This window comes from Streptomyces sp. NBC_01788, from assembly GCF_035917575.1.
Lineage (GTDB): Bacteria > Actinomycetota > Actinomycetes > Streptomycetales > Streptomycetaceae > Streptomyces.
Genome location: NZ_CP109090.1, coordinates 6926883 through 6951891, shown reverse-complemented (window position 1 = coordinate 6951891; position 25009 = coordinate 6926883). Strand labels below are relative to the sequence as shown.

Annotated in this window: 25 protein-coding genes; 15 read left to right on the top strand and 10 right to left on the bottom strand. The window is 72.7% G+C overall.

The genetic code is table 11. The features are described 5' to 3' along the window. Positions 1-48: 48 nt before the first annotated feature. Positions 49-1263 carry an acetyl-CoA C-acetyltransferase gene (locus tag OIE49_RS31160; protein WP_326805207.1) on the bottom strand — a complete coding sequence of 405 codons (1215 nt, stop codon included), beginning with the start codon at positions 1261-1263 and terminating at the stop codon, positions 49-51. 83 nt (positions 1264-1346) lie between these two features. Next, on the bottom strand, positions 1347-2519 hold the full coding sequence (locus OIE49_RS31155; protein WP_326805206.1) for a CaiB/BaiF CoA transferase family protein: 1173 nt from the start codon (positions 2517-2519) through the stop codon (positions 1347-1349). A 283-nt stretch (positions 2520-2802) separates the two neighbouring features. Here OIE49_RS31155 and OIE49_RS31150 point away from each other — a divergent pair, with 283 nt between their 5' ends. Then, positions 2803-3981 carry a saccharopine dehydrogenase family protein gene (locus OIE49_RS31150; protein ID WP_326805205.1) on the top strand — a complete coding sequence of 393 codons (1179 nt, stop codon included), beginning with the start codon at positions 2803-2805 and terminating at the stop codon, positions 3979-3981. Here OIE49_RS31150 and OIE49_RS31145 read toward each other — a convergent pair. Further along, entirely contained in the window at positions 3953-4678 is a 726-nt protein-coding gene (locus tag OIE49_RS31145) for an endonuclease V (protein ID WP_326805204.1), read from the bottom strand. The two genes, OIE49_RS31150 and OIE49_RS31145, sit on opposite strands and share 29 nt — an antisense overlap. Before the next feature lie 81 nt (positions 4679-4759). After that, positions 4760-5086, bottom strand: a complete 327-nt coding sequence (locus OIE49_RS31140) for a plasmid stabilization protein (protein ID WP_326805203.1) — start codon at positions 5084-5086, stop codon at positions 4760-4762. Positions 5087-5326: 240 nt separating this feature from the next. Here OIE49_RS31140 and OIE49_RS31135 point away from each other — a divergent pair, with 240 nt between their 5' ends. Beyond that, positions 5327-5743 (top strand): SsgA family sporulation/cell division regulator, encoded by a 417-nt coding sequence (locus OIE49_RS31135; protein WP_326805202.1) that lies wholly within the window; start codon positions 5327-5329, stop codon positions 5741-5743. A gap of 47 nt (positions 5744-5790) precedes the next feature. On the opposite strand, the gene OIE49_RS31130 is transcribed toward OIE49_RS31135, so the two are convergent. Next, positions 5791-6459 carry a GOLPH3/VPS74 family protein gene (locus tag OIE49_RS31130; RefSeq protein WP_326805201.1) on the bottom strand — a complete coding sequence of 223 codons (669 nt, stop codon included), beginning with the start codon at positions 6457-6459 and terminating at the stop codon, positions 5791-5793. A 311-nt stretch (positions 6460-6770) separates the two neighbouring features. Between OIE49_RS31130 and OIE49_RS31125 the strand changes: the two genes are divergently transcribed. From OIE49_RS31125 to OIE49_RS31115, 3 genes are all read left to right on the top strand, one after another. Next, positions 6771-8396: an ABC-F family ATP-binding cassette domain-containing protein gene (locus OIE49_RS31125; RefSeq protein WP_326805200.1), complete on the top strand. Its 1626-nt coding sequence runs from the start codon at positions 6771-6773 to the stop codon at positions 8394-8396. Between the two features lie 105 nt (positions 8397-8501). Next, complete coding sequence (gene ddaH / locus OIE49_RS31120) at positions 8502-9278, top strand: dimethylargininase (RefSeq protein ID WP_326805199.1); 777 nt, start codon at positions 8502-8504, stop codon at positions 9276-9278. A 239-nt stretch (positions 9279-9517) separates the two neighbouring features. Then, positions 9518-10492, top strand: a complete 975-nt coding sequence (locus OIE49_RS31115) for an acyl-ACP desaturase (RefSeq protein WP_326805198.1) — start codon at positions 9518-9520, stop codon at positions 10490-10492. Here the strand turns inward: OIE49_RS31115 and OIE49_RS31110 are convergent, their stop codons facing one another. Continuing rightward, positions 10493-10759: a WhiB family transcriptional regulator gene (locus OIE49_RS31110; RefSeq protein WP_326805197.1), complete on the bottom strand. Its 267-nt coding sequence runs from the start codon at positions 10757-10759 to the stop codon at positions 10493-10495. Positions 10760-11043: 284 nt separating this feature from the next. Between OIE49_RS31110 and OIE49_RS31105 the strand changes: the two genes are divergently transcribed. Beyond that, positions 11044-11835, top strand: a complete 792-nt coding sequence (locus tag OIE49_RS31105; protein ID WP_326805196.1) for a VOC family protein — start codon at positions 11044-11046, stop codon at positions 11833-11835. Positions 11836-11863: 28 nt separating this feature from the next. On the opposite strand, the gene OIE49_RS31100 is transcribed toward OIE49_RS31105, so the two are convergent. Continuing rightward, a complete protein-coding gene (locus OIE49_RS31100; protein ID WP_326805195.1) occupies positions 11864-12940 on the bottom strand; it encodes a LacI family DNA-binding transcriptional regulator in 1077 nt (358 codons plus the stop codon). A 107-nt stretch (positions 12941-13047) separates the two neighbouring features. Beyond that, positions 13048-14073, bottom strand: coding sequence for a non-homologous end-joining DNA ligase (gene ligD / locus OIE49_RS31095; RefSeq protein ID WP_326805194.1), 1026 nt, complete (start codon positions 14071-14073; stop codon positions 13048-13050). Between the two features lie 75 nt (positions 14074-14148). Between ligD and OIE49_RS31090 the strand changes: the two genes are divergently transcribed. Then, a complete protein-coding gene (locus OIE49_RS31090) occupies positions 14149-15219 on the top strand; it encodes an ATP-dependent DNA ligase (RefSeq protein ID WP_326805193.1) in 1071 nt (356 codons plus the stop codon). A gap of 46 nt (positions 15220-15265) precedes the next feature. Here the strand turns inward: OIE49_RS31090 and OIE49_RS31085 are convergent, their stop codons facing one another. Further along, a complete protein-coding gene (locus tag OIE49_RS31085) occupies positions 15266-16456 on the bottom strand; it encodes a zinc-dependent alcohol dehydrogenase (protein ID WP_326805192.1) in 1191 nt (396 codons plus the stop codon). Positions 16457-16706: 250 nt separating this feature from the next. Here OIE49_RS31085 and OIE49_RS31080 point away from each other — a divergent pair, with 250 nt between their 5' ends. Beyond that, positions 16707-17693, top strand: coding sequence for a DUF3048 domain-containing protein (locus tag OIE49_RS31080; RefSeq protein ID WP_326805191.1), 987 nt, complete (start codon positions 16707-16709; stop codon positions 17691-17693). A 35-nt stretch (positions 17694-17728) separates the two neighbouring features. Here the strand turns inward: OIE49_RS31080 and OIE49_RS31075 are convergent, their stop codons facing one another. Then, positions 17729-18193, bottom strand: coding sequence for a MarR family winged helix-turn-helix transcriptional regulator (locus tag OIE49_RS31075; protein WP_100571565.1), 465 nt, complete (start codon positions 18191-18193; stop codon positions 17729-17731). Between the two features lie 238 nt (positions 18194-18431). Here OIE49_RS31075 and OIE49_RS31070 point away from each other — a divergent pair, with 238 nt between their 5' ends. From OIE49_RS31070 to pcaDC, 7 genes are read left to right on the top strand one after another with little or no spacing between them, the layout of a single operon-like run. Continuing rightward, positions 18432-19187, top strand: a complete 756-nt coding sequence (locus OIE49_RS31070; protein WP_326806369.1) for a CoA transferase subunit A — start codon at positions 18432-18434, stop codon at positions 19185-19187. Further along, positions 19187-19831, top strand: coding sequence for a CoA transferase subunit B (locus OIE49_RS31065; RefSeq protein ID WP_326805190.1), 645 nt, complete (start codon positions 19187-19189; stop codon positions 19829-19831). The genes OIE49_RS31070 and OIE49_RS31065 overlap by 1 nt, the downstream gene beginning before the upstream one ends. Continuing rightward, on the top strand, positions 19828-21030 hold the full coding sequence (locus OIE49_RS31060; RefSeq protein WP_326805189.1) for a thiolase family protein: 1203 nt from the start codon (positions 19828-19830) through the stop codon (positions 21028-21030). Before OIE49_RS31065 ends, OIE49_RS31060 begins: the two co-directional genes overlap by 4 nt. A gap of 20 nt (positions 21031-21050) precedes the next feature. Beyond that, positions 21051-21824 carry a protocatechuate 3,4-dioxygenase subunit beta gene (gene pcaH, locus OIE49_RS31055; RefSeq protein ID WP_326805188.1) on the top strand — a complete coding sequence of 258 codons (774 nt, stop codon included), beginning with the start codon at positions 21051-21053 and terminating at the stop codon, positions 21822-21824. 6 nt (positions 21825-21830) lie between these two features. Continuing rightward, on the top strand, positions 21831-22436 hold the full coding sequence (gene pcaG, locus OIE49_RS31050; protein ID WP_326805187.1) for a protocatechuate 3,4-dioxygenase subunit alpha: 606 nt from the start codon (positions 21831-21833) through the stop codon (positions 22434-22436). Further along, positions 22433-23791, top strand: a complete 1359-nt coding sequence (gene pcaB / locus OIE49_RS31045) for a 3-carboxy-cis,cis-muconate cycloisomerase (protein WP_326805186.1) — start codon at positions 22433-22435, stop codon at positions 23789-23791. Before pcaG ends, pcaB begins: the two co-directional genes overlap by 4 nt. Continuing rightward, positions 23788-24903, top strand: coding sequence for a bifunctional 3-oxoadipate enol-lactonase/4-carboxymuconolactone decarboxylase PcaDC (gene pcaDC / locus OIE49_RS31040; RefSeq protein ID WP_326805185.1), 1116 nt, complete (start codon positions 23788-23790; stop codon positions 24901-24903). The genes pcaB and pcaDC overlap by 4 nt, the downstream gene beginning before the upstream one ends. Positions 24904-25009 lie beyond the last annotated feature (106 nt).

Here is a 25009-nt window from a genome sequence, read left to right as displayed (position 1 = left end):
CGTGGTCTCCGTTGAGGTCCGGGTTCTGAGGGCGCCGCTGGGGGCGGGTCAGACGCGTTCGACGATCGTGGCGATGCCCATGCCGCCGCCGACGCAGAGGGTCGCGAGGCCGTAGCGCTTGTCCTGGCGCTCCAGTTCGTCCACGAGGGTGCCGAGGATCATCGCGCCGGTGGCGCCGAGCGGGTGGCCCAGCGCGATGGCGCCGCCGTTGACGTTGACCTTGTCCAGGGACAGGCCCATGTCCTTCACGAAGCGCAGCACGACCGCCGCGAACGCCTCGTTGATCTCGACGAGGTCGATGTCGTCGATGGTCAGGCCGGCCCTGGCGAGCGCCTTGCGGGTGGCGGGGGCGGGCCCGGTGAGCATGATGGTGGGCTCGGAGCCGGAGACGGCGGCGGAGACGATCCGCGCGCGGGGGGTGAGTCCGTACCGCTCGCCGATTTCGCGGGAGCCGATCGCGACGAGCGAGGCGCCGTCGACGATGCCCGAGGAGTTGCCCGCGTGGTGGACGTGGTCGATCTTCTCCACCCAGTGGTACTTCTGCAGGGCGACGGCGTCGAAGCCGCCCAGGTCGCCGATGTCCGCGAAGGACGGCTTGAGCGCCGCCAGCGAGTCGGCGGTGGTGCCGGGGCGGGGGTGCTCGTCGTGGTCGAGGACGACGAGCCCGTTGCGGTCCCTGACCGGGACGACGGAGCGGTCGAAGCGGCCCTCCTTCCAGGCGGTGACCGCGCGCTCCTGGGACAGGGCGGCGTACTCGTCGACGTCCCGCCGGGAGAAGCCCTCGATGGTTGCGATCAGGTCGGCGCCGATGCCCTGGGGCACGAAGTTGACGGCGAGGTTGGTCATCGGGTCGTTGAACCAGGCGCCCCCGTCGGAGGCCATCGGCACCCGGGACATCGACTCGACGCCGCCCGCGAGGACCAGGTCCTCCCAGCCGGAGCGCACCTTGGCGGCGGCCAGGTTGACGGCTTCGAGGCCGGAGGCGCAGAAGCGGTTCTCCTGCACACCGGCCACCGTGTCCGGCAGTCCCGCGGCGATGGCGGCGATCCGGGCGATGTCGGAGCCCTGGTCGCCGATGGGGCCGACGACGCCGAGCACGATGTCGTCGACGGCGGCCGGGTCGAGTCCGGGGAAGCGGTCGCGGATCTCGTGGATGAGGCCGACGACCAGGTCGATGGGCTTCGTGCCGTGCAGGGCGCCGTTGGCCTTGCCGCGCCCGCGTGGGGTGCGGATCGCGTCGTACACGTACGCTTCGGTGCTCACTGACAAGCCTTTCGACGAGGGTGGTGTCCGGGGGGCCGGGGCCGGTGGTGGGGGCCGGGGAGCGGGTCGCGGTCGTGGGTCCGTCAGGAGCCGCCCTCCCCGGCCCCGTTCTTCCCTTCGTTCCCGTCCTCCGGGAAGGCGGGCAGGTCCCAGTCGCGGGCCACGGCCGCCGCGCCGTCGCCGGGCCGGGCGGGGGCGGTGCGCACGGCGGTGGGCGTGGCGGAGAAGCGGGGCGCGGGGGCGGGCTGGACCAGGCCGGCGTGCTCCGTGAAGGTGCCGCGGGCGGCGAGGTGCGGGTGGTGCGGGGCCTCGCCCAGCGACAGTACGGGGGCCACGCAGGCGTCGGAGCCCTCGAAGACCTCGGTCCACTCCCGCCGGGTGCGGGACTTGAAGCGGGCGGCGACCGCCTCGCGCAGTTCCCCCCAGCGGGTGCGGTCGGTACGGGCCCCGGCGTGCTCGTCCAGGCCGAGCAGTCCGGCGAACTCGTCGTAGAACCGCTGCTCCAGGGCCCCGACCGCCATGTACCGGCCGTCCGCGGTCTCGTAGGTGCCGTAGTACGGGCAGCCGCCGTCCAGGAGGTTGGCTCCGCGGCGGTCCTGCCAGACGCCGGCCGCGAGCATGCCGTGGATCATCGCGGAGAGGTGGGCGGTGCCGTCGACGATCGCGGCGTCCACGACCTGGCCCGTGCCGGTCGCGCGCGCGTGGTGCAGGGCGGCGAGGACACCGACCGCGAGATAGAGGGAGCCGCCCGCGTAGTCGCCGAGGAGGTTGGCGGGGACGGCCGGGGGCGTGTCCGGTTCGCCGATCATGCCGAGGGTGCCGGTCACGGCGATGTAGGCGATGTCGTGTCCCGCGCGCGGGGCGAGCGGTCCGTCCTGGCCCCATCCGGTCATACGGGCGTAGACCAGCCGCGGGTTGCGGGCGTGGCAGGCCTCGGGGCCGACGCCCAGGCGCTCGGCGACGCCGGGGCGGTAGCCCTCGACGAGGACGTCGGCGCGGGCGGCGAGATCGAGGACTCGGGCGGGGCCGTCCGGCGACTTCAGGTCGACGACCACCGAGCGCTTGTTGCGGTTGGTGAGGTCGTGGGCGGGGTCGATGCCGAGTCCGGCGCCGCCGGGGCGGTCCACCCGTACGACGTCGGCGCCCAGGTCGGCCAGCAGCATCGCGGCGAACGGGCCGGGGCCGATGCCGGCCAGCTCGACCACCCGCACGCCGGTCAGCGGGCCGTGCCGTCCCGCCGCCTCTGCCGTTGTCATCAGATCCCCTCACTGTGACACAACCGATGTAACACCGATGATGCTAAGAACGGGTTCCAGCGGATACAAGCCCTCGGCGAGCAAGCGCTTAGCCAAGGCGTACCGAAGACGTACCCGCCGACCCCGTGGCCGTACCCGGTGGTTCGTGGCCGTACCCGCCGGCCGTCGTGGCCGTACCCGCACCGCCGGACGGTCGCCGCCGGGCCCTCGCCGCCGTTCACCGCACTCCTCACGCTAGCCTCGGCCACCGACAGCGGCGCGGGCTGCGAGAGCGAGGAGTGTCATGAGCAGGCTGAGGAACTCCGACCGTCCGTACGACATCGTCCTCTTCGGGGCCACCGGCTTCGTGGGGGCGCTCACCGCGGAGTACCTCGCCGCACACGCCCCCGAGGGGCTGCGCTGGGCGATCGCCGGCCGCAGCGGGGAGCGGCTGCGGGAACTGCGTGAGCGGCTGCCCTCGGGTGCGTCCGTCGGAGTGCTGCGCGCGGACGCGGCCGACCCGGACTCCCTGCGCGACCTCGCCCGGCACGCGCGCGTGCTGGCCACCACCGTGGGCCCGTACACGGCCGTGGGCGAGGAACTCGTCGCCGCCTGCGCCGACAGCGGCACGGACTACCTGGACCTGTGCGGCGAGCCCGAGTTCGTGGACCTGGTGTACGTACGGCACGACGCACGCGCGCGCGAGACCGGGGCGCGCCTGGTGCACGCCTGCGGCTTCGACTCCGTCCCGGCCGACCTGGGCGTGTACTTCACCGTCCGCCAGCTGCCGGAGGGTGTACCGCTGACCGTGGACGGATTCGTCCGGGTGGACGCCGCCTTCTCGGGCGGGACTCTCGCGTCGGCGCTCAGCCAGTTCGCGCGTCCCCTGCGGGTGCGGGCCGCCGCGCGGGACCGGGCGCGGCACGAGCCGCGGTTGCTGGGGCGGCGGGCAGTCACGCCCACGGGCGCGCCGCGGTTCGCCGGGGAGGTGGGCGCGTGGGCGGTGCCGCTGCCGGTCATCGACCCACAGATCGTGCGGCGCTCGGCGCGCGTGCTGGAACGTTACGGCCCGGACTTCCGCTACCGCCACTACGCGGCCGTACGGCGTCTTCCGGTCGCTGTGGGCGGTGCCGCCGCCCTCGGCGCGGTCATGGCCGCCGCGCAACTGCCGCCCGCCCGGAGCTGGTTGTCCGGGCGGCTGCAGCCCGGTGCGGGACCGGGCGAGGAGCGGCGGGCCAGGAGCTGGTTCTCGCTGCGGTTCGTGGGCGAGGGCGGCGGACGGCAGGTGTTCACCGAGGTCGCGGGCGGCGACCCCGGGTACGGCGAGACGGCGAAGATGTTCGCCGAGTCGGCGCTCGCCCTGGCCCTGGACGACCTCCCGCCGACGGCGGGCCAGGTCACCACGGCGACGGCCATGGGTGACGCCCTCATCGACCGTCTGCGCCGCGCGGGCCTCACCTTCCGGATCGCGAAGAGCCGCTGAGCCCGGCCGCCCCGGCCTCGCGCAGGGCGCGGCGGCACAGGGCGTCGGCGCTGCGGGTCGTCTCCGGGAGGCGGTGGGCCGGGGTGAGGGCGAGGGTGTGCGCGCAGGCGTTGTCCAGGCTCACCCGGTGGCCGACGGAGACGAAGACCGGCTTGACGCCGTCCCTGGTGCGCAGGGCCCGGCCGACCTCGTCCGGGCCGGCGAGCAGCGGGGAGGCGCTGCCGCGCGGGGTGTCCGGATCCTCGTGGGTGAAGGTGAACGGGTTCTTGGCGACGCCGATCGTCGGCAGTCCGGTCAGCACGCCGAGGTGGCTCGCCAGGCCGAAGCGCCGGGGGTGGGCGAGGCCGTAACCGTCGCAGACGACCAAGCCGGGCGGGCAGGGCAGGGCGTCCAGTGCGGCAAGCACGGTGGGGATCTCGCGGAAGGCCAGCAGCCCGGGCACGTACGGGAAGGAGACGCGCCCGACGGCGGTGGTCTCGGCGACGACGCGCAGGGTGGCCGCGTCCAGGACGACGGCCGCCGCCGCGACGAGGTCCCGCTCGTCGTCGTAGGCGACGTCGACCCCCGTGACGTGGCCCGTCCCGGGCGGCGGTCCCGGCTCGTCCCGCACCACTCGTCCGCGCAACTCGTCCTGGACGGCGCGGGCCTGCTCCTCGGTGGCGGGCCAGCCCGCCGGAATGCGTACGGTCCTCGTCATGACGGCCGAGCGTACGGCCCCACGCGGCCGGGCGGGCCCGCGTCCTGACCGGAGGCGGGCCCGCCGGGCTGTCTGCGGGGGTCAGCCTTTGCCCAGGGCCTGCCGCAACTGTTGCTTGTTCATGTCCGAGCGGCCGTGGATGTTGCGCCGCTTGGCCTCCTCGTAGAGCTGGTCGTAGGTGGGCCCTTCGGAGCCCCGGCCCGAGCGCTGCCCACCCCGCCTGCCGGAGGACATGTCCTGGGTGGAGGTGCGGCCGGCGGTCTTCGACTCGCCGGTGCGGGCGCGCTCCTTGTTCACCGTGCGCGCGGCGATCTCCTTCGCGCGTTCGGTGCTCTCCCCCCGGTCCTGCGCGCTCTCCTTGATGTGCTCGTACTGGCGCTCGCGCTTGGAACTGGAACCGCGTGGCATGCCGTTCACTTCCTCTCTGTGCAAGGAACGGATACCCGCAATTCTGGATCGATTCGCCATATCGGGCGATCTCCAGTCCTCCAGTCGAGCGACACGGGAGTCGCGTCACTTGCGCGCATGAAGGCGGTGACGGAGGTCACTCGCTCCTCGTGTGCACGGATCGACGGCTTCCGTCGTCTTTTCCAGTGCCCGGCCTCATCCGACCGGAGGTTCGTCCAGCCGTCACAAGGGAGCAAGGCCTTGTCCACCGACATCGAGCAGTTCGTGGAGGCGCGCCTGGTCTCCGCCACGCCACGGATGCACAGCATTCCCGCCAGGCTGCACTACGACCGGCGCGACCCGTTCGCCGTCCGTATGACCTTCCCGGCCCCGGCCACCCTCGACGGCGTGGAGGTCTGCTGGATCTTCGCCCGTGAGCTGCTGGCGGCCGGTCTGCGGGAGCCCGAGGGCGACGGCGACGTACGGGTGCGCCCGTACGGCTACGACCGTACGGTCCTGGAGTTCCACGCCCCCGAGGGCACGGCCGTGGTGCACATCCGCAGCGGTGAGATACGGCGCTTCCTGGAGTCCACGAGCGAACTGGTGCCGCTGGGCCTGGAACACCTCCAGCTCGACCTGGACCACGACCTGGCGGAACTGATGCGCGACGCCTGCTGACGGCCCCCGCCCGCCCCACGGGCGCGCCGGCCCCCGCCCGGTCGCGTTCAGCCGGCCGCCGTGGCGGCTGCCGTGGCTGCCACGATCACCGCCGCGTTCACCTCGCGTACCACCCGGCGCAGCGCCGGGGCCGCGGCTCCGCTGCGGTCGGTCAGCTCGTCGATGCGTGCCTTGTGGCGCCTGCGGTCCTTGGCGGGTACCAGGGTGCGCAGTTCGGCGGCGGCCGCGAGGGCGACGACGGCCGCGTCACGTTCGGGGACCTCCGCGGCCGGCAGCGGGCCCTGAAGCACCCGGCGTGCTCCCTCCCGCAGCGCGTCCACGGCGGCGACGCGCTCCAAGGCGTAGTCCACGGACGGGAGGACACCGAGGACCCGGCGCCGCTCGGCGCGCAGGAACCCCTCGGCGGCCAACTGCTCCCGTACGGCGTCGAGGGTGGTCCGTGCGTGCAGCGTCACCCAGGTCCTCCAGCGGCGGGGCCGGGACTCCTGGACGAGTTCGAGCAGCCCGTCGAGCACGGGGTCACCGGTGCTCTCGTCCAGTCCGACGGGGACGGCGATGCCGTCGTCGTCGACGAGCAGTCCGCGCTGGGCCAGCTCGGTGAGGGCGCCGGCCCGGACCAGGAGGTGCAGCCGAGCGGTGCCGGTGATCTTCAGCCGCCCGGTGTCCCAGGCCAGCAGGTAGAGCCGGGCGGGCAGCGAGAGCGAACCGTCGGGCACGGGTGCCTCCTTCCGGGAGGGCTCGGGCCACCCGTTATTCCGTTGACAGGTGTCCCGGCCCCTCCTACCTTTTGCAACGGTTCTGTTGCCGTCGATTGGAGAGGGACGTTGCTCGTCTGAGGTCCTGAGACACCGCGTCACACCGGTCAGGTGTGTACGTGGCGTGCGACCTCGGCGTCCGAGCCGTCCCGAAGGAATTCCGGCCCAGGGCTCTTCTCCTGCCCCGTGGCTCCCCTCCTACACGGTGACCTCGCCCCGCGGTGTCTCACACGCGTCCGACACTGACCGCACCCAGCCACCGCGAGGCGCCCATGTCCGCATCCATCACCTGCACCTCCCTCTCCTTCGCCTGGCCCGACGGCAGCCCCGTCCTGCCCGGCCTCGACCTCGCCTTCGGTCCCGGCAGGACCGGCCTGGTCGGCGTCAACGGCTCAGGGAAGTCGACCCTGCTGAAACTGATCGCCGGCGAACTCGGGCCGACCGGCGGTTCCGTCCACGTCACCGGCGAGGTCGGACACCTCCCGCAGAACGTCACGCTCGACACCGCGCTGCGGGTCGACGAGGCGCTCGGCATCGCCGCGCGGCGGGCCGCACTGCACGCCATCGAGGCCGGTGACGCCGCCGAGGAGCACTTCGAGACGGTCGGCGACGACTGGGACGTGGAGGAACGCGCCCTGGCCACCCTCGGCGAGCTCGGGCTCGGCCGCATCGGCCTGGACCGCACCGTCGGCGAGGTCTCGGGCGGCGAGTCGGTGCTGCTGCGGCTGGCCGCACTGCTGCTGCGCCGGCCGGACGTGCTGCTGCTCGACGAGCCGACCAACAACCTGGACCTGTACGCGCGCCGCCGGCTGTACGCGGCCGTCGAGTCCTGGCCGGGCGTGATGGTCGTGGTCAGCCACGACCGCGAACTCCTGGAGCTGGTCGACCAGATCGCCGACCTCAGCTCCGGCCGGGTCACCTGGTACGGCGGGAACTTCTCGGCGTACGAGGAGGCCCTCGCCCTGGAGCAGGAGGCGGCCGAGCGCATGGTGCGCGTCGCCGGGGCCGATCTGCGCAGGCAGCGGCGCGAACTGTCCGACGCCCAGGTCAAACTGGCCCGGCGCAAGCGGTACGGCCAGAAGATGTGGGACCAGAAGCGCGAGCCGAAGATCGTCATGGGGGCCCGCAAGCGCGCGGCGCAGGAGTCCGCGGGCAAGCACCGCATCATGCACGAGGAGCGGCTCGCCGAGGCCAGGGAGCGGCTGGACGAGGCGGTGGAGGCGGTGCGGGACGAGGACGAGATCCGCGTCGAACTGCCGTACACGGCCGTCCCGCCGGGCCGGACCGTGCTCACCGTGCGGGATCTGGAACTGGCGTACGGCGCACGCGTGGGCGCGGGTATCGACCTGCGCGGTCCGGAGCGGGTCGCGCTGATCGGGCGCAACGGGGCGGGCAAGACGACGCTGCTGCGCACCGTCGCCGGGGAGCTGCCGCCGCTGTCGGGCGAGGTGGCCGCGCACGTGCCGGTGCGGTTCCTGCCGCAGCGGCTGGACCTCCTCGACGACCAGCTGAGCGTCGCCGGGAACGTGGCCCGCCTCGCGCCGGGCGCCACCAACAACCGGATCCGGGCCCAGCTCGCCCGCTTCCTGTTCAGGGGCCCTCGCGCCGACCAGATGGCGGCGACGCTGTCCGGCGGGGAACGCTTCCGGGCCGCGCTGGCCGCGCTGCTGCTGGCGGAGCCCGCGCCGCAGTTGCTCCTGCTCGACGAGCCGACCAACAACCTGGACATGGCGAGCGTGCGCCGGCTGACGACCGCCCTGGAGTCCTACGAGGGTGCCCTGATCGTGGCCAGTCACGACTTGCCGTTCCTGGAATCGATCGGCATCACCCGGTGGCTGCTGCTGGAGGAAGGAGAACTGCGGGAAGCCACCTGGGAGTCCGTCACCGATCCCGATTAGCGTCCGGTGGGCTTTTGTCCGGGCGGGCGCTTGGCGCATGATGGCGGCCCGGCGCGGTTTCGGCCGCGCCGGGAACCGCACGCACGCAGCCACGAAAGGCCCCTCGTGCCCAGCAAGAAGGCCCTCGTCCGCCGTCCCGGCCCGCGTCTCGCCGAAGGGCTGGTGACCCATGCCGAACGGCAGACGGTCGACGTCGGGCTCGCGGTGCGGCAGTGGGAGGCGTACGTCGAGGCGCTGCGCGAGCACGGCTGGGAGACGGTCGAGGTCGAGCCGGCCGACGACTGCCCCGACGCGGTGTTCGTGGAGGACACCGTCGTCGCGTACCGGAACGTCGCCCTGATCACCCGCCCGGGCGCCGAGACCCGGCGCGCCGAGACCGCCGGGGTGGAGCAGGCCGTGGCGCGTCTGGGCTGCTCGGTGAACTGGGTCCGGGAGCCGGGCACGCTGGACGGCGGGGACGTGCTGAAGGTCGGCGACACGGTCTACGCCGGCCGCGGCGGGCGCACCAACGCGGCCGGTGTGCGGCAGTTGCGGGCCGTGTTCGAACCGCTCGGGGCGCGGGTCGTGACCGTACCGGTGAGCAAGGTGCTGCACCTGAAGTCGGCGGTGACGGCGCTGCCCGACGGGACGGCCGTCGGGTACGTCCCGAAAGTGGACACACCGTCACTGTTCCCGCGTTTCCTGCCGGTACCGGAGGAGTCCGGCGGGCATGTGGTGCTGCTCGGCGGCGACCGGCTGCTGGTGGCGGCGAGCGCGCCGAAGACGGCGGAACTCTTCGGCGATCTCGGCTTCGAGCCGGTCGTGGTGGACATCGGCGAGTTCGAGAAACTCGAAGGCTGTGTGACGTGCCTCTCGGTGCGGCTGCGGGAGTTGTACGCCTGACGAGGTGGGCGGTGCCTGTGCCGGCCCCCGGACCTGCGATGCTGGGCTGGTTCTGGGGACCCGTCAACTCCGGCGCGCACCCTTCTGATCAGCTACCTTTACAGCGAACTTAACCTACGGATTCGTAACCTACGGATTCGTAGCCTACGATCCCGTAGGTTCCCGTGCACCGCTCGCCGGGCCCGTTGCGTTGCGCCCTTGCCAGCTCCCGCTGCTTCACGCGTCCCCCTGGAGTTTCCGTGACCCTTACCTCTCCTCACCTCGGCAGCCCGTCCGCATGGACCGACGCGCGGCTGCTGTACGCGCTGGAGGAAGTGGTCGAGAAGGAGCTGAACCGGCATCTGACGGTTGCCAAGGACTGGATGCCGCACGAGTACGTGCCCTGGAGCGACGGCCGTAACTTCCCCGGGCTCTTCGAGGACGGCGAGGCCTGGGACAAGGAGCAGTCCAAGGTCACGGAGGTCGGCCGGATCGCCCTGGTGGTCAACCTGCTGACCGAGGACAACCTCCCCAGCTACCACCACGAGATCGCCACCCTGTTCGGCCGGGACGGCGCCTGGGGCACCTGGGTGCACCGCTGGACGGCCGAGGAGGGCCGGCACGGCATCGTGATGCGCGACTATCTGCTCGCCTCGCGCGCGGTGGACCCGGACAAGCTGGAGCAGTTCCGGATGTCGCACATGAGCGAGGGCTTCCAGTCCGACAACCGGCACTCGATGCTGCACTCGGTCGCGTACGTCGCCTTCCAGGAGCTCGCCACCCGCATCTCGCACCGCAACACCGGGCACCAGTCCGGCGATCCGGTCTGCGACCGCATGCTGTCGCGCATCGCGACGGACGAGAACCTGCACATGGTCTTCTACCGCAACCTGCTCAAGTCCGCCTTCGAGATCGCGCCCGACCTGACGATGCAGGCGGTGCGGGACGTGGTGGTCGACTTCCGCATGCCCGGCCACGGCATCCCCGGCTTCGAGCGGGCGGCGGCGCAGATGGCCATCGGCGGCGTCTACAACCTGCGCATCCACCACGACGACGTGCTCCAGCCGGTGCTCCGCTTCCTGAAGGTCCTGGAGATCGACGGGCTCGGCCCCGAGGGCCTGCAGGCGCAGGAGGAGCTGGGCATGTTCATGGGTGGCCTGGACGCGGAGGCGGCGAAGTTCGACGAGCGGCTCGCCGCGCGGCGGGCCCGGATGGCGGCGCGGGCCGGCGCCTGATCAGCCGCCGGCGCACGGGGCGGCCCGTCCGGTCCGCCCGAGGGCCTGCCGTTCCTTCTCGGACAGTCCGCCCCAGACGCCGAAGCGCTCGTCGTTGGCGAGGGCGTACTCCAGGCAGGCCGGGCGCATCTCGCACATCCCGCAGATGCGTTTGGCCTCACGCACGGAACTGCCCGGCTCGGGAAAGAAGAAGTCGGCCCCGGTCTGCGCGCACAGGGCCAGGTCCTGCCAGGCGATGTCGTCCGGGGCGGTCGTCTCGAAGTGCATGCACGACATCGTGCCGACCGCCGCGAAACATCCGCTCAACGCCGGATCAACGCGGACACCCACGCCCGCGCACCGCCCCGATGATGGCCGCACATCCACCGCGAACGCACGACGGCGCGCGGAACACCCCGAGGGATGTCGAGACCGGCACCGGCCCCCTGGGACCCAGCGGGGTCCCAGGGGGCCGGTGGCGTGGGGGCGGGCCGTGTTGCGGCGGCGGTTGCCAGTGGGGGGTGACAGACTCGGCAGTGCATGGATCCGGGCACCTTCGAAGGAGGGCAAGGATGCTCACCACCCGTTTCGTCAACGGCGCTCCGAACTGGATCGATGTCGGTGCGCCCGACATCGACGGCGCCCGCTCCTTCTACGGCGCTCTCTTCGGCTGGGAGTTCCAGTCGGCCGGCCCGCAGGCCGGTGGATACGGGTTCTTCCAGCTCGGCGGGAGGACGGTGGCCGGCGGGATGCAGACCTCGCCGGAGCACGGGCCGCCCTCCTGGACCGTGTACTTCCAGAGCGCCGACGCGGCGGCGACCGCCAAGGCCGCCGAGGAGGCGCACGGCACCGTGCTGGTCCAGCCCATGGACGTGATGGGTGAGGGCCACATGGCGGTCCTCGCCGACAAGGCGGGCGTGCCGTTCGGCCTCTGGCAGCCGGGGCGGATCAAGGGCGTGGACGTGGCCGGCGAGGCGGGCTCGCTGTGCTGGGTCGAGCTCTACACGGCGGACATCGCCGCGGCGGCCGCGTTCTACAACAAGGTGCTGGGCCTGGAGACCTCAGGCGTGCCCTTCCCCGGCGGTACCTACACCTGCGTGAACCCCGCCGAGGGCGGCGAGGACGCCATGTTCGGCGGCATCGTGGCCCTCTCCGACGACCCGACCGAGGCGAAGACGGGCGCGTACTGGCTGCCGTACTTCGAGGTCCCGGACACGGACGCGACGGTGGCCAGGGCCGAGGAGCTCGGCGGCACGATCCGGGTGCCGGCCACCGACGTCACGGGAGTCGGCCGCATCGCCAGGCTCGCCGACCCCTACGGCGCACGCTTCGCGGTGATCAGGAGCGCCCCGTCCAAGACGTGAGGCCACCCCGGCGGCCTGGAAAAGGCTCTCACGCGGAGGCGCGCCGTACGAGCGTGGTCGGCAGGATGACACTGCGCGGCGCGCCGCCCACCCCGGCCTCGGCGCCGTGTCCGTCGAGGCCGCGCAGCAGGAGGCGGGCCATCAGCCGGCCCATCTCCTCTATGTCCTGACGCACGGTCGTCAGCGGCGGCTCGGTCTGCTCGGCCACGGGCAGCATGTCGTCGAAGCCGACCACGGCGACGTCGTCGGGGACCCGTAGCCCGCGCTCGCGCAGCACGCGCAGGGCACCGGAGGCGGTGAGGTCGTTGGCGGCGAACACCGCGTCCAGGTCCGGGCAGCGGTCGAGGAGTTCGCGCATGGCGCGCTCGCCGCCGGCCGGGGTGAAGTCGCTCTCCACGATCAGCCGCGGGTCGGCGTCGGCCATCACGTCCCGGAAGCCGTCGAGCCGGTCCGCCGCCGAGGTCTGGTCGAGGGCGCCGGTGATGTGCCCGATCCTGGTCCGGCCGAGGCCGACCAGATGCCGTACGGCCTCCCGCGCCCCGCCCCGGTTGTCGCAGTCGACGTAGACGACCGCGGGGTTCCCGGCCGTCCGCGCGGAGTCCGTGGCGCCGGGGGCGGTGTCGTCGCTCCAGCCGGGCCGCCCGCCGAACACGGTCGGCACCCCGGCGCGCCGGATCAGCCCCGGCAGCGGGTCGTCGAGGTGCAGCGAGAACACGAGCGCGCCGTCCACGTGGCCGCCGGCGAGATAGCGCCCGACCCTCGCGTGGTCGTCGCGCCCCTCCGTCAGCAGCAGCACGAGCTGCGAGTCGTGGGCCGTCAGCTCCTTGCTGATGCCCCTCAGTTGCAGGGCGAAGAACGGGTCGGCGAAGACCCGGGTCTCCGGTTCGGCGATGACGACGGCGACGGCGTCGTGCCGCTTGGTCACCAGGCTGCGGGCGGCCTGGTTCGGCACGTACCCGAGTTCCTCCACGGCCCGCCGCACCCGCTCGGCCAGCGGCTCCCGCACCCCGTCCCCGCCGTTCACCACCCGGGACACGGTGGCCCGCGACACCCCCGCACGCGCGGCCACGGCCTCCAACGTGGGACGCGACGCTGCCTCGGTCACTTCTGGGCTCCTCACCGGCGGTTGTGGATCAGGATAACCGCGCACGGGCCCCGTCGTGAGAGCGCTCTCGTCCGGCCGCGCGCCTCCCACCGGGGGTGCCGGCGGACTCAGCCGGCGGCCGGACCCTGCTTCCTCGCCCGGCTCGGCTGGACCCGTTTCGGCTCCCCGGGCATCTTCGGATACTCGGGCGGGTAGGGCAGATCGCCGAGACCGTGGTCGCGTTCGTCCTGGGAGGCCAGTTCCAGCAGGGCCTCCAGGGAGAAGGCGTGGCCGTCCATGTCGGCGTGCACGTCGCCGACTTCGGCGAACCGGGCCGGCATGGTGGCCACGTCGAAGTCCTCGGGCCGGGCGACGCCGACCTCCTCCCAGCGCAGGGGCGCCGAGACGGGGGCGTGGGGGCGGGGGCGCACGGAGTAGGCGGAGGCGATGGTGCGGTCGCGGGCCGTCTGGTTGTAGTCCAGGAAGATCCGGGCGCCGCGCTCCTCCTTCCACCACTTGATCGTCACGTGCTCGGGCATCCGGCGTTCCATCTCCCGGCCCACGGCGATCGCGGCGCGCCGCACCTGGGTGAAGGTCCAGCGCGGCTCGATCGGCACGAACACGTGCAGACCGCGGCCGCCGGAGGTCTTCGGCCAGCCACGCAGGCCCCCGAACTCCTCCAGCACGGACCGCAGTTCGTGTGCGGCGCGCACGGCGTCGGTGAAGTCGGTGCCGGGCTGCGGGTCGAGGTCGATGCGCAGTTCGTCGGGGTGGTCGACGTCGTCGCGGCGCACCGGCCAGGGGTGGAAGGTGAGCGTGCCGTACTGGGCGGCCCACACCACGGCGGCCTCCTCGGTGGGGCACATCTCGTCGGCGCTGCGTCCGCTGGGGAAGGTGATGTGGGCGGTGGGAATCCATGAGGGCATCCCCTTGGGCGCCCGCTTCTGGAAGAACCACTCGCCGGTGATGCCGTCCGGGTAGCGCTCCAGAGTGGTGGGGCGGTCGCGCAGGGCGCGCAGGATGCCGGGGGCGACGGACTGGTAGTACCGGGCGACGTCCAGCTTGGTGAATCCGCGCTCGGGAAAGAACACCTTGTCCGGGCTGGACAGCCGTACGGTCCGGCCGCCGACCTCCAGTTCCACCGCATCGCCCATGCGAGCCACGGTAGGGGCAGCGCGCGCGCCTCGCACACCGGGCGGGCATGCGCGCGGGCGCGCAGAATGCCAGACATGGACCTGCCGGTGATGCCGCCCGTGAAGCCGATGCTCGCCAAGTCGGTGGCGAGGATCCCGCCGGACATGCAGTACGAGGCGAAGTGGGACGGGTTCCGGGCGATCGTGTTCCGCGACGGCACCGAGGTCGAGCTGGGCAGCCGCACCGGAAAGCCGCTGACCAGGTACTTTCCCGAGCTGGTCGAGGCGCTCAAGGAGCGGCTGCCCGAGCGGTGCGTGCTGGACGGGGAGATCGTGATCGCACGGGAGGGCCGGCTGGACTTCGACGCGCTGACCGAGCGGATCCACCCGGCGGACTCGCGGGTGCGGATGCTGGCCGAGCGGACCCCGTCCTCCTTCGTGGCCTTCGACCTGCTCGCCCTGGACGGCGAGTCCCTGCTGGACGTGCCGCTGTCCGACCGGCGCGCGCTGCTGGTACGGGCACTGGCGGAGGTCACCGCCCCGGTGCACGTGGCACCCGCGACGACGGACATCGAGGTGGCCCGGCGCTGGTTCGAGCAGTACGAGGGCGCGGGCCTGGACGGTGTCGTCGCCAAGCCGCTGGGGCTGCGCTATCTCCAGGACGAGCGGGCCATGTTCAAGGTCAAGCACGAGCGCACGGCGGACGTGGTGGTCGCCGGGTTCCGTCACCACAAGAGCGGCCCGGTCGTCGGCTCGCTGCTGCTCGGCCTGTACGACGACCGGGGCACCCTCCAGCACGTCGGCGTGTGCGCCGCGTTCCCGATGAAGCGGCGCGCCGAGCTGATCGAGGAGCTGGAGCCGCTGCGGATGGACGACGTGGGCGGGCACCCGTGGGCGGCCTGGTCGGACGAGGCGGCCCACGAGGCGGCCCGGCTGCCGGGCGCGCCCAGCCGCTGGTCGGGGAAGAAGGACCTGTCCTGGGTTCCGTTGCGGCCGGAGTGGGTGGCCGAGGTGGCCTACGACCACATGGAGAACGGGGCGCGGTTCCGGCACACGGCCCGCTTCCGCCGCTGGCGTCCGGACCGCGCGCCGGAGAGCTGCACCTACGCCCAGCTGGAGGAGCCGGTCCGCTACGACCTGGCGGAGGTCTTCGGCTCCCGCACCTGAGCCGGTGCGCGTGTGGGGCCGGCGGTCCGGGCGCGGGCCGCGGGCCTCACGGCCGCATGACGACCTTGACGGCGCCTTCCTGCTTGCGCTGGAACATCTCGTACGCGTGGGGCGCGTCGGACAGCGGCAGCCGGTGCGTGGCGAAGTCGTCGACGCCCAGCGGGTCCTCGTCCGTGAGGTAGGGCATGATCTCGTCGGTCCAGCGGCGGACGTTGGCCTGGCCCATGCGCATCTGTATCTGCTTGTCGAAGAGCGTGATCATCGGCATGGGGTCGGCCGTGCCGCCGTAGACGCCGCTCAGGGAGAGCGTGCCGCCACGGCGCACCAGTTCGATGGCGGTGTGCAGGGCTGCGAGCCGGTCCACGCTGAAGCGTTCGGCGAGCGGTCCGCTCAGCGCGTGCGGCAGCACCGCCGCGGCCTGCTGGATGAGCCGGGCTGCCGCGCTGCCGTGCGCCTCGGTGCCGACCGCGTCGATCACGGCGTCGGGCCCGCGTCCCTGTGTCTCGTCGCGGATCGCCGCGATGAGTTCCTTCTCGTTGTCGAAGCCCCGCAGGTCGTACGTCTCCACGCCCCGCCTGCGCGCCCGGGCCAGCCGTTCGGGGACCAGGTCGACGCCGAACACCCGCTCGGCGCCGCGCGCCTTGGCGATTCGGCACGCCATGTCGCCGATGGGGCCGAGGCCGAGTACGGCCACGCTGCCACCGCGCGGCACATCGGCGTAGGCGACCGCCTGCCAGGCGGTCGGCAGCACGTCCGAGAGGTAGAGGAACCGGTCGTCGGGCGGACCCTCGGGAAGCTTGATCGGGCCGAACTGCGCCTGCGGGACGCGCAGATACTCGGCCTGGGCGCCCGGCACGGCGCCGTACAGGCGGGTGTAGCCGAACAGGGCGGCGCCCATGCCCTCGCTGGTGACCTGGGTGGTCTCGCACTGGGTCGTCAGGCCCGCGGAGCACATGAAGCAGTGGCCGCAGGAGATCTGGAACGGTACGGCCACCCGGTCGCCGGGCTTGAGGTTCGTCACCCCGGCGCCGACCTCCTCCACGATGCCCATGGGCTCGTGACCGAGGATGTCGCCCGGTGTCATGAATGGCGTGAGCACCTCGTAGAGGTGCAGGTCGGAGCCGCACAGGCCGGTCGAGGTGATCCGGATGACGGCGTCCGTCGGCTCCTGGATCCTCGGATCGGGGACCTCGTCCACCCGAACGTCGCGTTTGCCCTGCCACGTCACTGCCTTCATGGCGGCGCGCTCCCTCCGTCGTTCTGCGTCTCCCGTGCCGCGCCCGGGTACCCGGGGCCCGACCCGCCGAACCGCCGGTCGCCTCATTGGGCCGTTCGGCGCACTGGGTCGCGCTCGAAGGGCCGGTCGCCCCAGCGGGTCACGCCCGATCAGAAACGTGCGGGTATGGCCACCGATGAACGGATAAACAGACAGTCAAGGGACGGCACGGAGACGGGGGCTGACGGTGGACATGGGAGGAAGCACGCGCATGCGGTGCGCCGCCTCGGCGGTGGCACTGATGGCCGTCGTGACGACGGCCAGTCTGACGACGGGCTGCACCGCACGACACGGCTCCGCCGGGGACCAGCAGGACGGAAAGGGACACATTCCCGCGCCCGCGCGGGAACTGCCGCAGAGCCCGGCACCGAGTCCGGAGCACGCCGGTCCCGTCCTCGCCGTCAAGATCGACAACGTGCAGGCGGCACGCCCGCAGACCGGCCTCGACGCCGCCGACATCGTGTACGCGGAGCAGGTCGAGGGCGGGCTCACCCGGCTGATGGCGGTCTACGCCACCCGCCTGCCCCCGGTCGTCGGACCGGTGCGCAGCACGCGCGAGTCCGATCTCGAACTGCTGCGCCAGTTCGACCACCCCACGCTCGCCTTCTCCGGCGCCCAGCACAAACTGCTGCCGCTGATCGACGCCGCGCCCCTGACCCCCAGGACACCCGACGACAAGCCCGACGCGTATTTCCGGGGCACCGCCAAGCCGTCACCGCACAACCTGTACCTGCGCCCCGGCAAGCTCCTCGGCCCGGCCCCGGGAGCGGACGCGCTGACCACCGGCTTCCACTACGGCCCGCCGCCCGCGGGCGGCCGCGCCGAGACCTCACGCACGGTCCACTACCCGGCGGCCTGGTTCACCTTCACCTGGTCGGCGGGGCGGCACGGCTGGCAGGTGGCGATGGACGGCCGGCAGACGGTCACGACCGACGGCCGAAGGGTGGTGCCCGCGACGGTGGTGGTGCAGCACGTGAAGGTGCGCACATCGGACCTGCACGACGTGCTCGGCAACTACACCCCGTACACCGAGACCGTCGGTTCGGGGAAGGCGGAGGTGCTGCGCGGCGGGCGGGTGTACGACGCCACCTGGAAGCGCCCGAGCGCGGCGGACGGCACGCGGTTCACGGCCGCCGACGGCACGGACGTGAACTTCGCCCGGGGCCAGGTCTGGGTGGTCCTGACCCCGGAACCGTGATCCTCGGACGTGACCGGGAACGGTGACGGGCACGATCAGGGCTGCGCCGCGACGGGTTCCGCCGGGTGGCGCAGTCCCTCGGCCGCGTCCGCGACCCGCCGGATGAGATCGAAGAAGAGGGCCTGTTCCTCGGCGCTGAGCGGCCCCAGGAAGACCTGGTTCATCCGGGCCGTCCGTACCGTGAGCTTCCGGTGAGTGCGCTCCCCCTCGCCGGTCAGCCGCAGCAGGAAGCGGCGGCCGTCCTGCGGGTCGCGCACCTTGTCGAGCAGTCCGCGGCGGCCGAGGCGGCTGATCACCTCGGCGATCGTGGACCGGTCGAGGCCCACCCGCTCCCCCACCGTGCGCTGGTCGAGACCCGGCTCGGCGACGAGCACGTTCAGGACCGCGAACTGCGGCGAGGTGATCTCCTCGGAGACCATCGTGTTCCACAGCAGGTAGTGCGCCTGCTGCAACCGCCGGGCCAGATGCCCTGGGTGGGTCGAGAGGTCCACCGCGCCCATGTGCGCTCCTCGCGTCGATCCGTCGTATCGGCTGTGCCTTTTGTAGGTGCACTGAACGATACCGCCGACGAGTCACCTCTCCACCATGAATTCCCGGGCACCTCGGACGCCCCGCTCATCCTGGTCAGGCGGGTATTGACTGGGCGTGCGTCAAGTGGCAGCGTGAGGGAACCGCCAGATAGTCAGTGCGCTGACTATCTGCGTTGCTGGATGCTCGGCAGAGATGAGGCTTGATTCGATGGACAAGGTGGTCGCCACAGCCGCTGAGGCCGTGGCCGATGTGCCGGACGGCGCGTCGCTCGCGGTCGGTGGTTTCGGGTTGAGCGGGGTGCCGAATGTGCTGATCGGTGCGTTGTACGACCGCGGGGTGGGCGGGCTGTCGGTCGTCTCCAACAACTGCGGTGCGATGGAGTCGGGCCTGGCGGTACTGCTGGCCGCGGGCCGGATCGGTCGCGTGACCGGCTCCTACATCGGGGCGAACAAGGAGTTCGCGCGGCAGTATCTGGCCGGTGAGCTGGAGGTGGAGCTGATTCCGCAGGGCACGCTGGCCGAGCGGTTGCGCGCGGGCGGGGCGGGGATTCCCGCCTTCTACACGCCTGCGGGTGTGGGTACGCAGGTGGCCGAGGGCGGGCTGCCGTGGCGGTATGACGGGCAGGGCGGGGTGGCGCTCGCGTCCCCGCCGAAGGAGGTGCGGGAGTTCGACGGCACCGAATACGTGCTGGAGCGCGGGATCCGGACCGATTTCGCGCTGGTGCGCGCCGCGAAGGGCGACCGGCACGGCAACCTGGTCTTCAAAAAGTCCACCCGGAACTTCAACCCGCTCGCCGCGATGGCCGGCAAGGTCACCGTCGCCGAGGTGGAGGAACTGGTCGAGCCGGGTGAGATCGACCCGGACGCGGTGCACCTGCCGGGCATCTTCGTCCAGCGCGTGGTGGCCCTCACCCCGGAGCAGGCGGCGGACAAGAAGATCGAGCAGCGGACGGTGAGCAACTGATGGCCTGGACACGCGAGGAGATGGCCGCCCGTGCCGCGCGGGAACTCCGCGACGGCCAGTACGTCAATCTGGGCATCGGTCTGCCCACCCTGATTCCGAACCATCTGCCGGAGGGCGTGGAGGTGGTCCTGGAGTCGGAGAACGGCATCCTGGGCACCGGCCCCTACCCCACCGAGGACGCCGTCGACCCGGACCTGATCAACGCGGGCAAGGAGACCGTGACGGTCCTGCCCGGTGCCTCCTTCTTCGACTCGGCGCTGTCGTTCTCGATGATCCGCGGCGGGCACATCGACGTCGCCGTACTGGGCGCGATGCAGGTGTCCGCGGGCGGTGACCTGGCGAACTGGGCGGTCCCGGGCAGGATGGTCACGGGGATCGGCGGGGCGATGGACCTGGTCCACGGTGCCCGCACGGTGATCGTGGTGATGACCCACACCGCCAAGGACGGCAGCCCCAAGATCGTCGAAGAGTGCGTGCTGCCGCTGACCGGCAGGGCGTGTGTGGACCGGATCATCACCGACCTCGGCGTCCTCGACGTCACCGGCGACGGACTCGTCCTCGTCGAGACCGCACCCGGCGTCGGCGTCGAGGAGATCGCCGCCAGGACCGGCGCCAAGCTGACCGTCGCAAAGGACCTGCTGTGAAGACCGTCTACCTCGTCGACGCGGTCCGCACCCCGATCGGCCGCTACAACGGCGCCCTGGCGAGCGTCCGCCCGGACGACCTCGCCGCCCACGCGATCCGTGAACTCCTCGCCCGCACCCCCAACCTGGACCCGGCCCGCATCGAGGACGTCCACCTCGGCAACGCCAACGGCGCCGGGGAGGAGAACCGCGACGTCGCCCGCATGGCCGCGTTGCTGGCGGGCCTGCCGACCTCGGTGCCGGGCGTGACGGTGAACCGGCTGTGTGCCTCCGGCCTGGAGGCGGTGATCCAGGCCGCCCGCGCCATCGCCGTCGGCGACGCCTCCATCGCCGTCGCAGGCGGTGTGGAGTCGATGACCCGCGCCCCCTACGTGCTGCCCAAATCCGACCGACCCTTCCCTGCCGGGCACGCCGAGCTGTACTCGACCACCCTGGGCTGGCGCATGGTCAACCCGAGGATGGACCCGCAGTGGACCGTCCCGCTGGGCGAGTGCGCGGAGTTGATCGCCGAGAAGCACGGGATCAGCCGCGAGCGGCAGGACGAGTTCGCGCTCGCCTCCCACCGGAAGGCGGCGGCCGCACAGGAAGAGGGCCTGTTCGACCCCGAGTTGGCGCCGGTCGCCGTCCCGCGGCGCAAGGGCGACCCGGTGGTGTTCGCCGCCGACGAGTCCGTACGCCCGGACGCGTCCCTGGAAGCCATGGCCAGGCTCAGGCCGTCGTTCCGTACGGAGAACGGTACGGTGACCGCCGGGAACGCCTCCCCGCTGAACGACGGTGCCGCGGCCCTGCTCCTCACCGACGAGGAGGGTCTGAAGGCGACCGGCCGCGAGCCGTTGGCCCGGATCTCCGCCAGCGGGCTGTCCGCCGTCGACCCGCACTGGTTCGGACTGGCCCCCGTCGAAGCCATCAACCGGGCGCTGACGAAAGCCGGGAGGACCTTCGCCGACCTCGACACCCTCGAACTCAACGAGGCGTTCGCCGCCCAGGTCCTCGGATGCGTCGCGGAGTGGCCCGAGTTCGATCCGGCCGTCCTCAACCCCCAGGGCGGTGCCATCGCCCTCGGTCACCCGCTCGGCGCCTCCGGCGCCCGGCTCGCCGGCACCGTCGCCCACCAACTCGCCCGCAAGGGCACAGGAGTCGGCGTCGCCGCCCTCTGCATCGGCGTCGGCCAGGGCCTCGCCCTCGTCCTCGAACGCTAAGGAAGGGTTAGGAAACCCCCATGGCTCTCACTCAGCACGACATCGACCAGGAGATCGCGGCCGAGCACGCCGCGTACGAGAAGCGTGTCGCCGAAGGCGCCCCGGTCGAGCACCACCCGCGCCGCGACTACGCGCCGTACCGCTCCTCGGTGCTGCGCCACCCCGAACAGCCGCTGGTCGCCGTCGACGTCAGCAAGGACCCGGAGCTGGTCGAGCTGTCCTCGCCCGCGTTCGGCGAGCGGGACATCACCGGGATCGACAACGACCTCACCCGGCAGCACACGGGTGAGCCGATCGGTGAGCGGATCACCGTCTCCGGGCGACTGCTCGACCGTGACGGGCGGCCCGTGCGCGGCCAGCTCGTCGAGATCTGGCAGGCCAACTCCGCGGGCCGCTACGCCCATCAGCGCGAGCAGCACGACGCGCCGCTCGACCCCAACTTCACCGGCGTCGGCCGTACGCTGACCGACGCGGACGGCTTCTACCGGTTCACCACGATCCAGCCGGGCCCGTACCCGTGGCGCAACCACGTCAACGCCTGGCGTCCGGCGCACATCCACTTCTCGGTCTTCGGCGCGGCGTTCACGCAGCGGCTGGTGACGCAGATGTACTTCCCGAACGACCCGCTGTTCCCGTACGACCCGATCCTCCAGTCCGTGACGGACGACGCGGCCCGGCAGCGGCTGGTCGCCACCTACGACCACAGCCTGTCGGTGCCGGAGTTCTCGCTCGGCTACCAGTGGGACATCGTGCTGGACGGCCCGCACGCCACCTGGCTCGAAGAAGGGCGCTGACCTGCCATGACGAAGATCGACACGAGCAGCCCCGAGAACGTGCTGCCCACTCCGTCGCACACGGTGGGCCCCTTCTACGGGTACGCGCTCCCCTTCCGCGGCGGCGAGGAGATCGCGCCCCTGGGGCACCCGGACACCGTCACCGTGCACGGGTACGTGTACGACGGCGAGGGGCGGCCCCTGCCGGACGCCCTGGTGGAGGTGTGGGGGCCCGACCCCGACGGCAACCTGCCGGCCGTCGACGGCTCGATGCGGCGCGACCCGGCCTCCGGCGACCACCTCGGCCGCAACGGCGTGGAGTTCACCGGCTTCGGCCGCATCCAGACCGACGTCGACGGCCACTGGTACGCGCGGACGCTGCGGCCCGGCGCGCGCGGGCGGAACGCCCCCTATCTCAGCGTGTGCGTGTTCGCGCGCGGGCTGCTCGCGCATCTGTTCACCCGGATCTACCTGCCCGGTGACGAGGCCGCGCTGGCCGCCGATCCGCTGCTCGCCCAGTTGGACGGGGAGCGGCGCGCCACGCTGATCGCCGCGCGGGAAGCCAGTGGGGCCTACCGTTTCGACATCCGCCTTCAGGGCGAGGGCGAAACGGTCTTCCTGGAGTTCCAGTGACACCATCCGCCGCTGATCCCGCCGCCGTGGGCCTCGACGTCGGCCTGCTCGGTCCGGGCTGGGCCGGCTCCCCCGCCGCGTCCGCGACGAGCGACTCCGCCTATCTGCGGGCCCTGCTCGACGCGGAGGCGGCACTCACCCGCGCCCAGGCCGCTCTCGGCCTCGCCCCGGACCGGGCGGCCGAGGCGGTGACCCGGGCGGCCGATCCGGACCGCTTCGACCTGCGCGCGCTCGCGGAACGCGCCCGCGGCGGCGGCAACCCGGTCATCCCGCTGGTCGCCGACCTCACCCGCGCCGTGGGCGAGGAGTACGGCTCCTACGTCCACCGGGGCGCGACCAGCCAGGACATCATGGACACAGCGACGATGCTGGTCGCGGTGCGCACCCTGGGCCTGGTCCTCGCCGATCTGGCCCGCACCGAGCAGGCGCTGGCCCGGACGGCCGCCGCGCACCGCGACACGGCGATGCCGGGCCGGACGCTGACCCAGCACGCCGTGCCGACGACGTTCGGCCTGAAGGCGGCCGGCTGGCGGTCGCTGGTGCTGGACGCCAGGGACCGGATCATCCGGGTGCGGGACTCCCTGCCCGCCCAACTCGGCGGCGCTGCGGGGACGCTGGCGGCCTTCTCCGCGTACGGCGCCGAGGACCCGACCGCGCTCGTCGCCGCGTACGCCCGTGAACTGGGCCTGCGCGAGCCGCTGTTGCCCTGGCACACACTGCGCACCCCGATCGCCGATCTCGCCGGATGCCTCGCCTTCGCCGCCGGGGCGCTGGGCAAGATCGCCGCGGACGTGCTGGTGCTGACCCGTACGGAGACCGCGGAACTCGCCGAGGGCAGCGGCGGCGGTTCCTCCGCCATGCCGCACAAGGCGAACCCCGTGCGGTCCACCCTGATCGCGGCCGCCGCCCAGCGCGCGCCGCACCTCGCGGCCGGCCTCTACGGGTCGCTGGTGGCGCCGGACGAACGGCCTCCCGGCGCCTGGCACGCGGAGTGGGAGCCGCTGCGGGAGCTGCTGCGGCTCGTCGGCGGCGCGGCCCGCGACGCCGCGGAGCTGACCGAGGGCCTGCGGGTGGACGCGGACGCGATGCGCGCCCATCTCGGGCTGACCCATGGGCTGATCGTCTCCGAGCGGCTGTCGGCCGAGCTGGCCCCCGTGCTCGGCCGGGCCCGTGCCAAGGAGCTGCTCACCGAACTCGCCCGGCGCGCCTACGCGGAGAACCGAAGCCTCGGTGACCTCCTCGCCGAACAGCCCGAGTTGAAGGACGTGGACGTGGATCTGGGCGAACTCACCGACCCGGCCCGTTACACCGGCTCCGCCGGAACCCTCACCGACCGTGCCCTGGAGCGACGTTGACTCTGCACCACCTCCTCGAAGGCCCCGCCTCCGCTCCCCCGCTGCTGCTCGGGCCGTCCCTCGGCACGTCGTACGCGCTGTGGGACAAGATCGCCCCCGAGCTGGCGATCTCCCACCGGGTGGTCCGCTGGGACCTGCCCGGGCACGGGGGTTCACCGGCCGGGCTGATCGGGCCGGGCGCGACCGTCGGCGACCTCGCCGGCCTGGTGCTGGCGCTCGCCGACTCGCTCGGCATCGAACGGTTCGCGTACGCCGGGGTGTCGCTGGGCGGCGCCGTGGGTCTGCATCTCGCCGTGCACCACCCCGAGCGCGTCGACTCGCTCGCCGTGATCTGCTCGTCGGCCCACTTCAACGGCGCCAAGGCATGGCAGGAGCGGGCCGAGCGGGTCCGGCGGGACGGCCTTGAGTGGCTGGTCGAGAGCGCCGGCGCCCGGTGGTTCGCCGGTGACTTCACCGTGCCGGAACTGGTCCGGGACCACCGGGAGGCCGTCCCGGAGGCGTACGCCGCCTGCTGCGACGCGCTGGCCGCGTTCGACCTCACCGACCGGCTGCCGGAGATCGGCGCACGCACCCTGCTGGTCGCGGGCCGTGAGGACCCGGCCACCCCGCCCGCGCATCTGCGGCAGATCGCCGACGCGGTGTCCGGCTCCGCGCTGGCCGAGATCCCCGGCGCCTCGCACCTGGCGCCCGCGCAGTGCCCCGAGGCGGTCCTGGCGGTGCTGCGCACCCACCTCGACGGTGCTCCCCGGCGGGGCATGGAGGTGCGCCGCGAGGTGCTCGGCGACGCGCACGTCGACCGGGCGCAGGCCCGGCAGACCCCGTTCACGGCCCGCTTCCAGGACTTCATCTCCCGCTACGCCTGGGGCGAGATCTGGACCGACCCGACGCTGAGCCGCCGCGAGCGCAGCCTGATCACCCTGACGGCGCTGATCGCGCACAGCCACTACGACGAACTGGCCATGCACGTACGGGCGGCCCGCCGCAACGGGCTCACCCCCGACGAGATCGGCGCGGCGCTGCTCCAGAGCGCCGTGTACTGCGGGGTCCCGGCGGCCAACTCGGCGTTCGCGGTGGCCCAGCGGGTGCTGGCGGAGGAGCCGGACGAGGGCTGACGGGGGCCGCGGGCGACGGCTCTTCCTGTCACCGCGGCCCAGGTGGGCGTCCCCCGGCCGTGGACAGGCGTACCGAACCCGCGCCCACCGCACGGTCCCCCGTACC

Excerpts from the sequence above, each read along its gene's own strand:
- OIE49_RS31155 (WP_326805206.1), bottom strand. The coding sequence starts at position 2,519 with ATGACAACGGCAGAGGCGGCGGGACGGCACGGCCCGCTGACCGGCGTG.
- OIE49_RS31150 (WP_326805205.1), top strand. The coding sequence starts at position 2,803 with ATGAGCAGGCTGAGGAACTCCGACCGTCCGTACGACATCGTCCTCTTC.
- OIE49_RS31145 (WP_326805204.1), bottom strand. The coding sequence starts at position 4,678 with ATGACGAGGACCGTACGCATTCCGGCGGGCTGGCCCGCCACCGAGGAG.
- OIE49_RS31140 (WP_326805203.1), bottom strand. The coding sequence starts at position 5,086 with ATGCCACGCGGTTCCAGTTCCAAGCGCGAGCGCCAGTACGAGCACATC.
- OIE49_RS31125 (WP_326805200.1), top strand. The coding sequence starts at position 6,771 with ATGTCCGCATCCATCACCTGCACCTCCCTCTCCTTCGCCTGGCCCGAC.
- OIE49_RS31110 (WP_326805197.1), bottom strand. The coding sequence starts at position 10,759 with ATGCACTTCGAGACGACCGCCCCGGACGACATCGCCTGGCAGGACCTG.
- OIE49_RS31105 (WP_326805196.1), top strand. The coding sequence starts at position 11,044 with ATGCTCACCACCCGTTTCGTCAACGGCGCTCCGAACTGGATCGATGTC.
- ligD (WP_326805194.1), bottom strand. The coding sequence starts at position 14,073 with ATGGGCGATGCGGTGGAACTGGAGGTCGGCGGCCGGACCGTACGGCTG.
- OIE49_RS31090 (WP_326805193.1), top strand. The coding sequence starts at position 14,149 with ATGGACCTGCCGGTGATGCCGCCCGTGAAGCCGATGCTCGCCAAGTCG.
- OIE49_RS31085 (WP_326805192.1), bottom strand. The coding sequence starts at position 16,456 with ATGAAGGCAGTGACGTGGCAGGGCAAACGCGACGTTCGGGTGGACGAG.
- OIE49_RS31080 (WP_326805191.1), top strand. The coding sequence starts at position 16,707 with ATGCGGTGCGCCGCCTCGGCGGTGGCACTGATGGCCGTCGTGACGACG.
- OIE49_RS31075 (WP_100571565.1), bottom strand. The coding sequence starts at position 18,193 with ATGGGCGCGGTGGACCTCTCGACCCACCCAGGGCATCTGGCCCGGCGG.
- OIE49_RS31070 (WP_326806369.1), top strand. The coding sequence starts at position 18,432 with ATGGACAAGGTGGTCGCCACAGCCGCTGAGGCCGTGGCCGATGTGCCG.
- OIE49_RS31065 (WP_326805190.1), top strand. The coding sequence starts at position 19,187 with ATGGCCTGGACACGCGAGGAGATGGCCGCCCGTGCCGCGCGGGAACTC.
- pcaH (WP_326805188.1), top strand. The coding sequence starts at position 21,051 with ATGGCTCTCACTCAGCACGACATCGACCAGGAGATCGCGGCCGAGCAC.
- pcaG (WP_326805187.1), top strand. The coding sequence starts at position 21,831 with ATGACGAAGATCGACACGAGCAGCCCCGAGAACGTGCTGCCCACTCCG.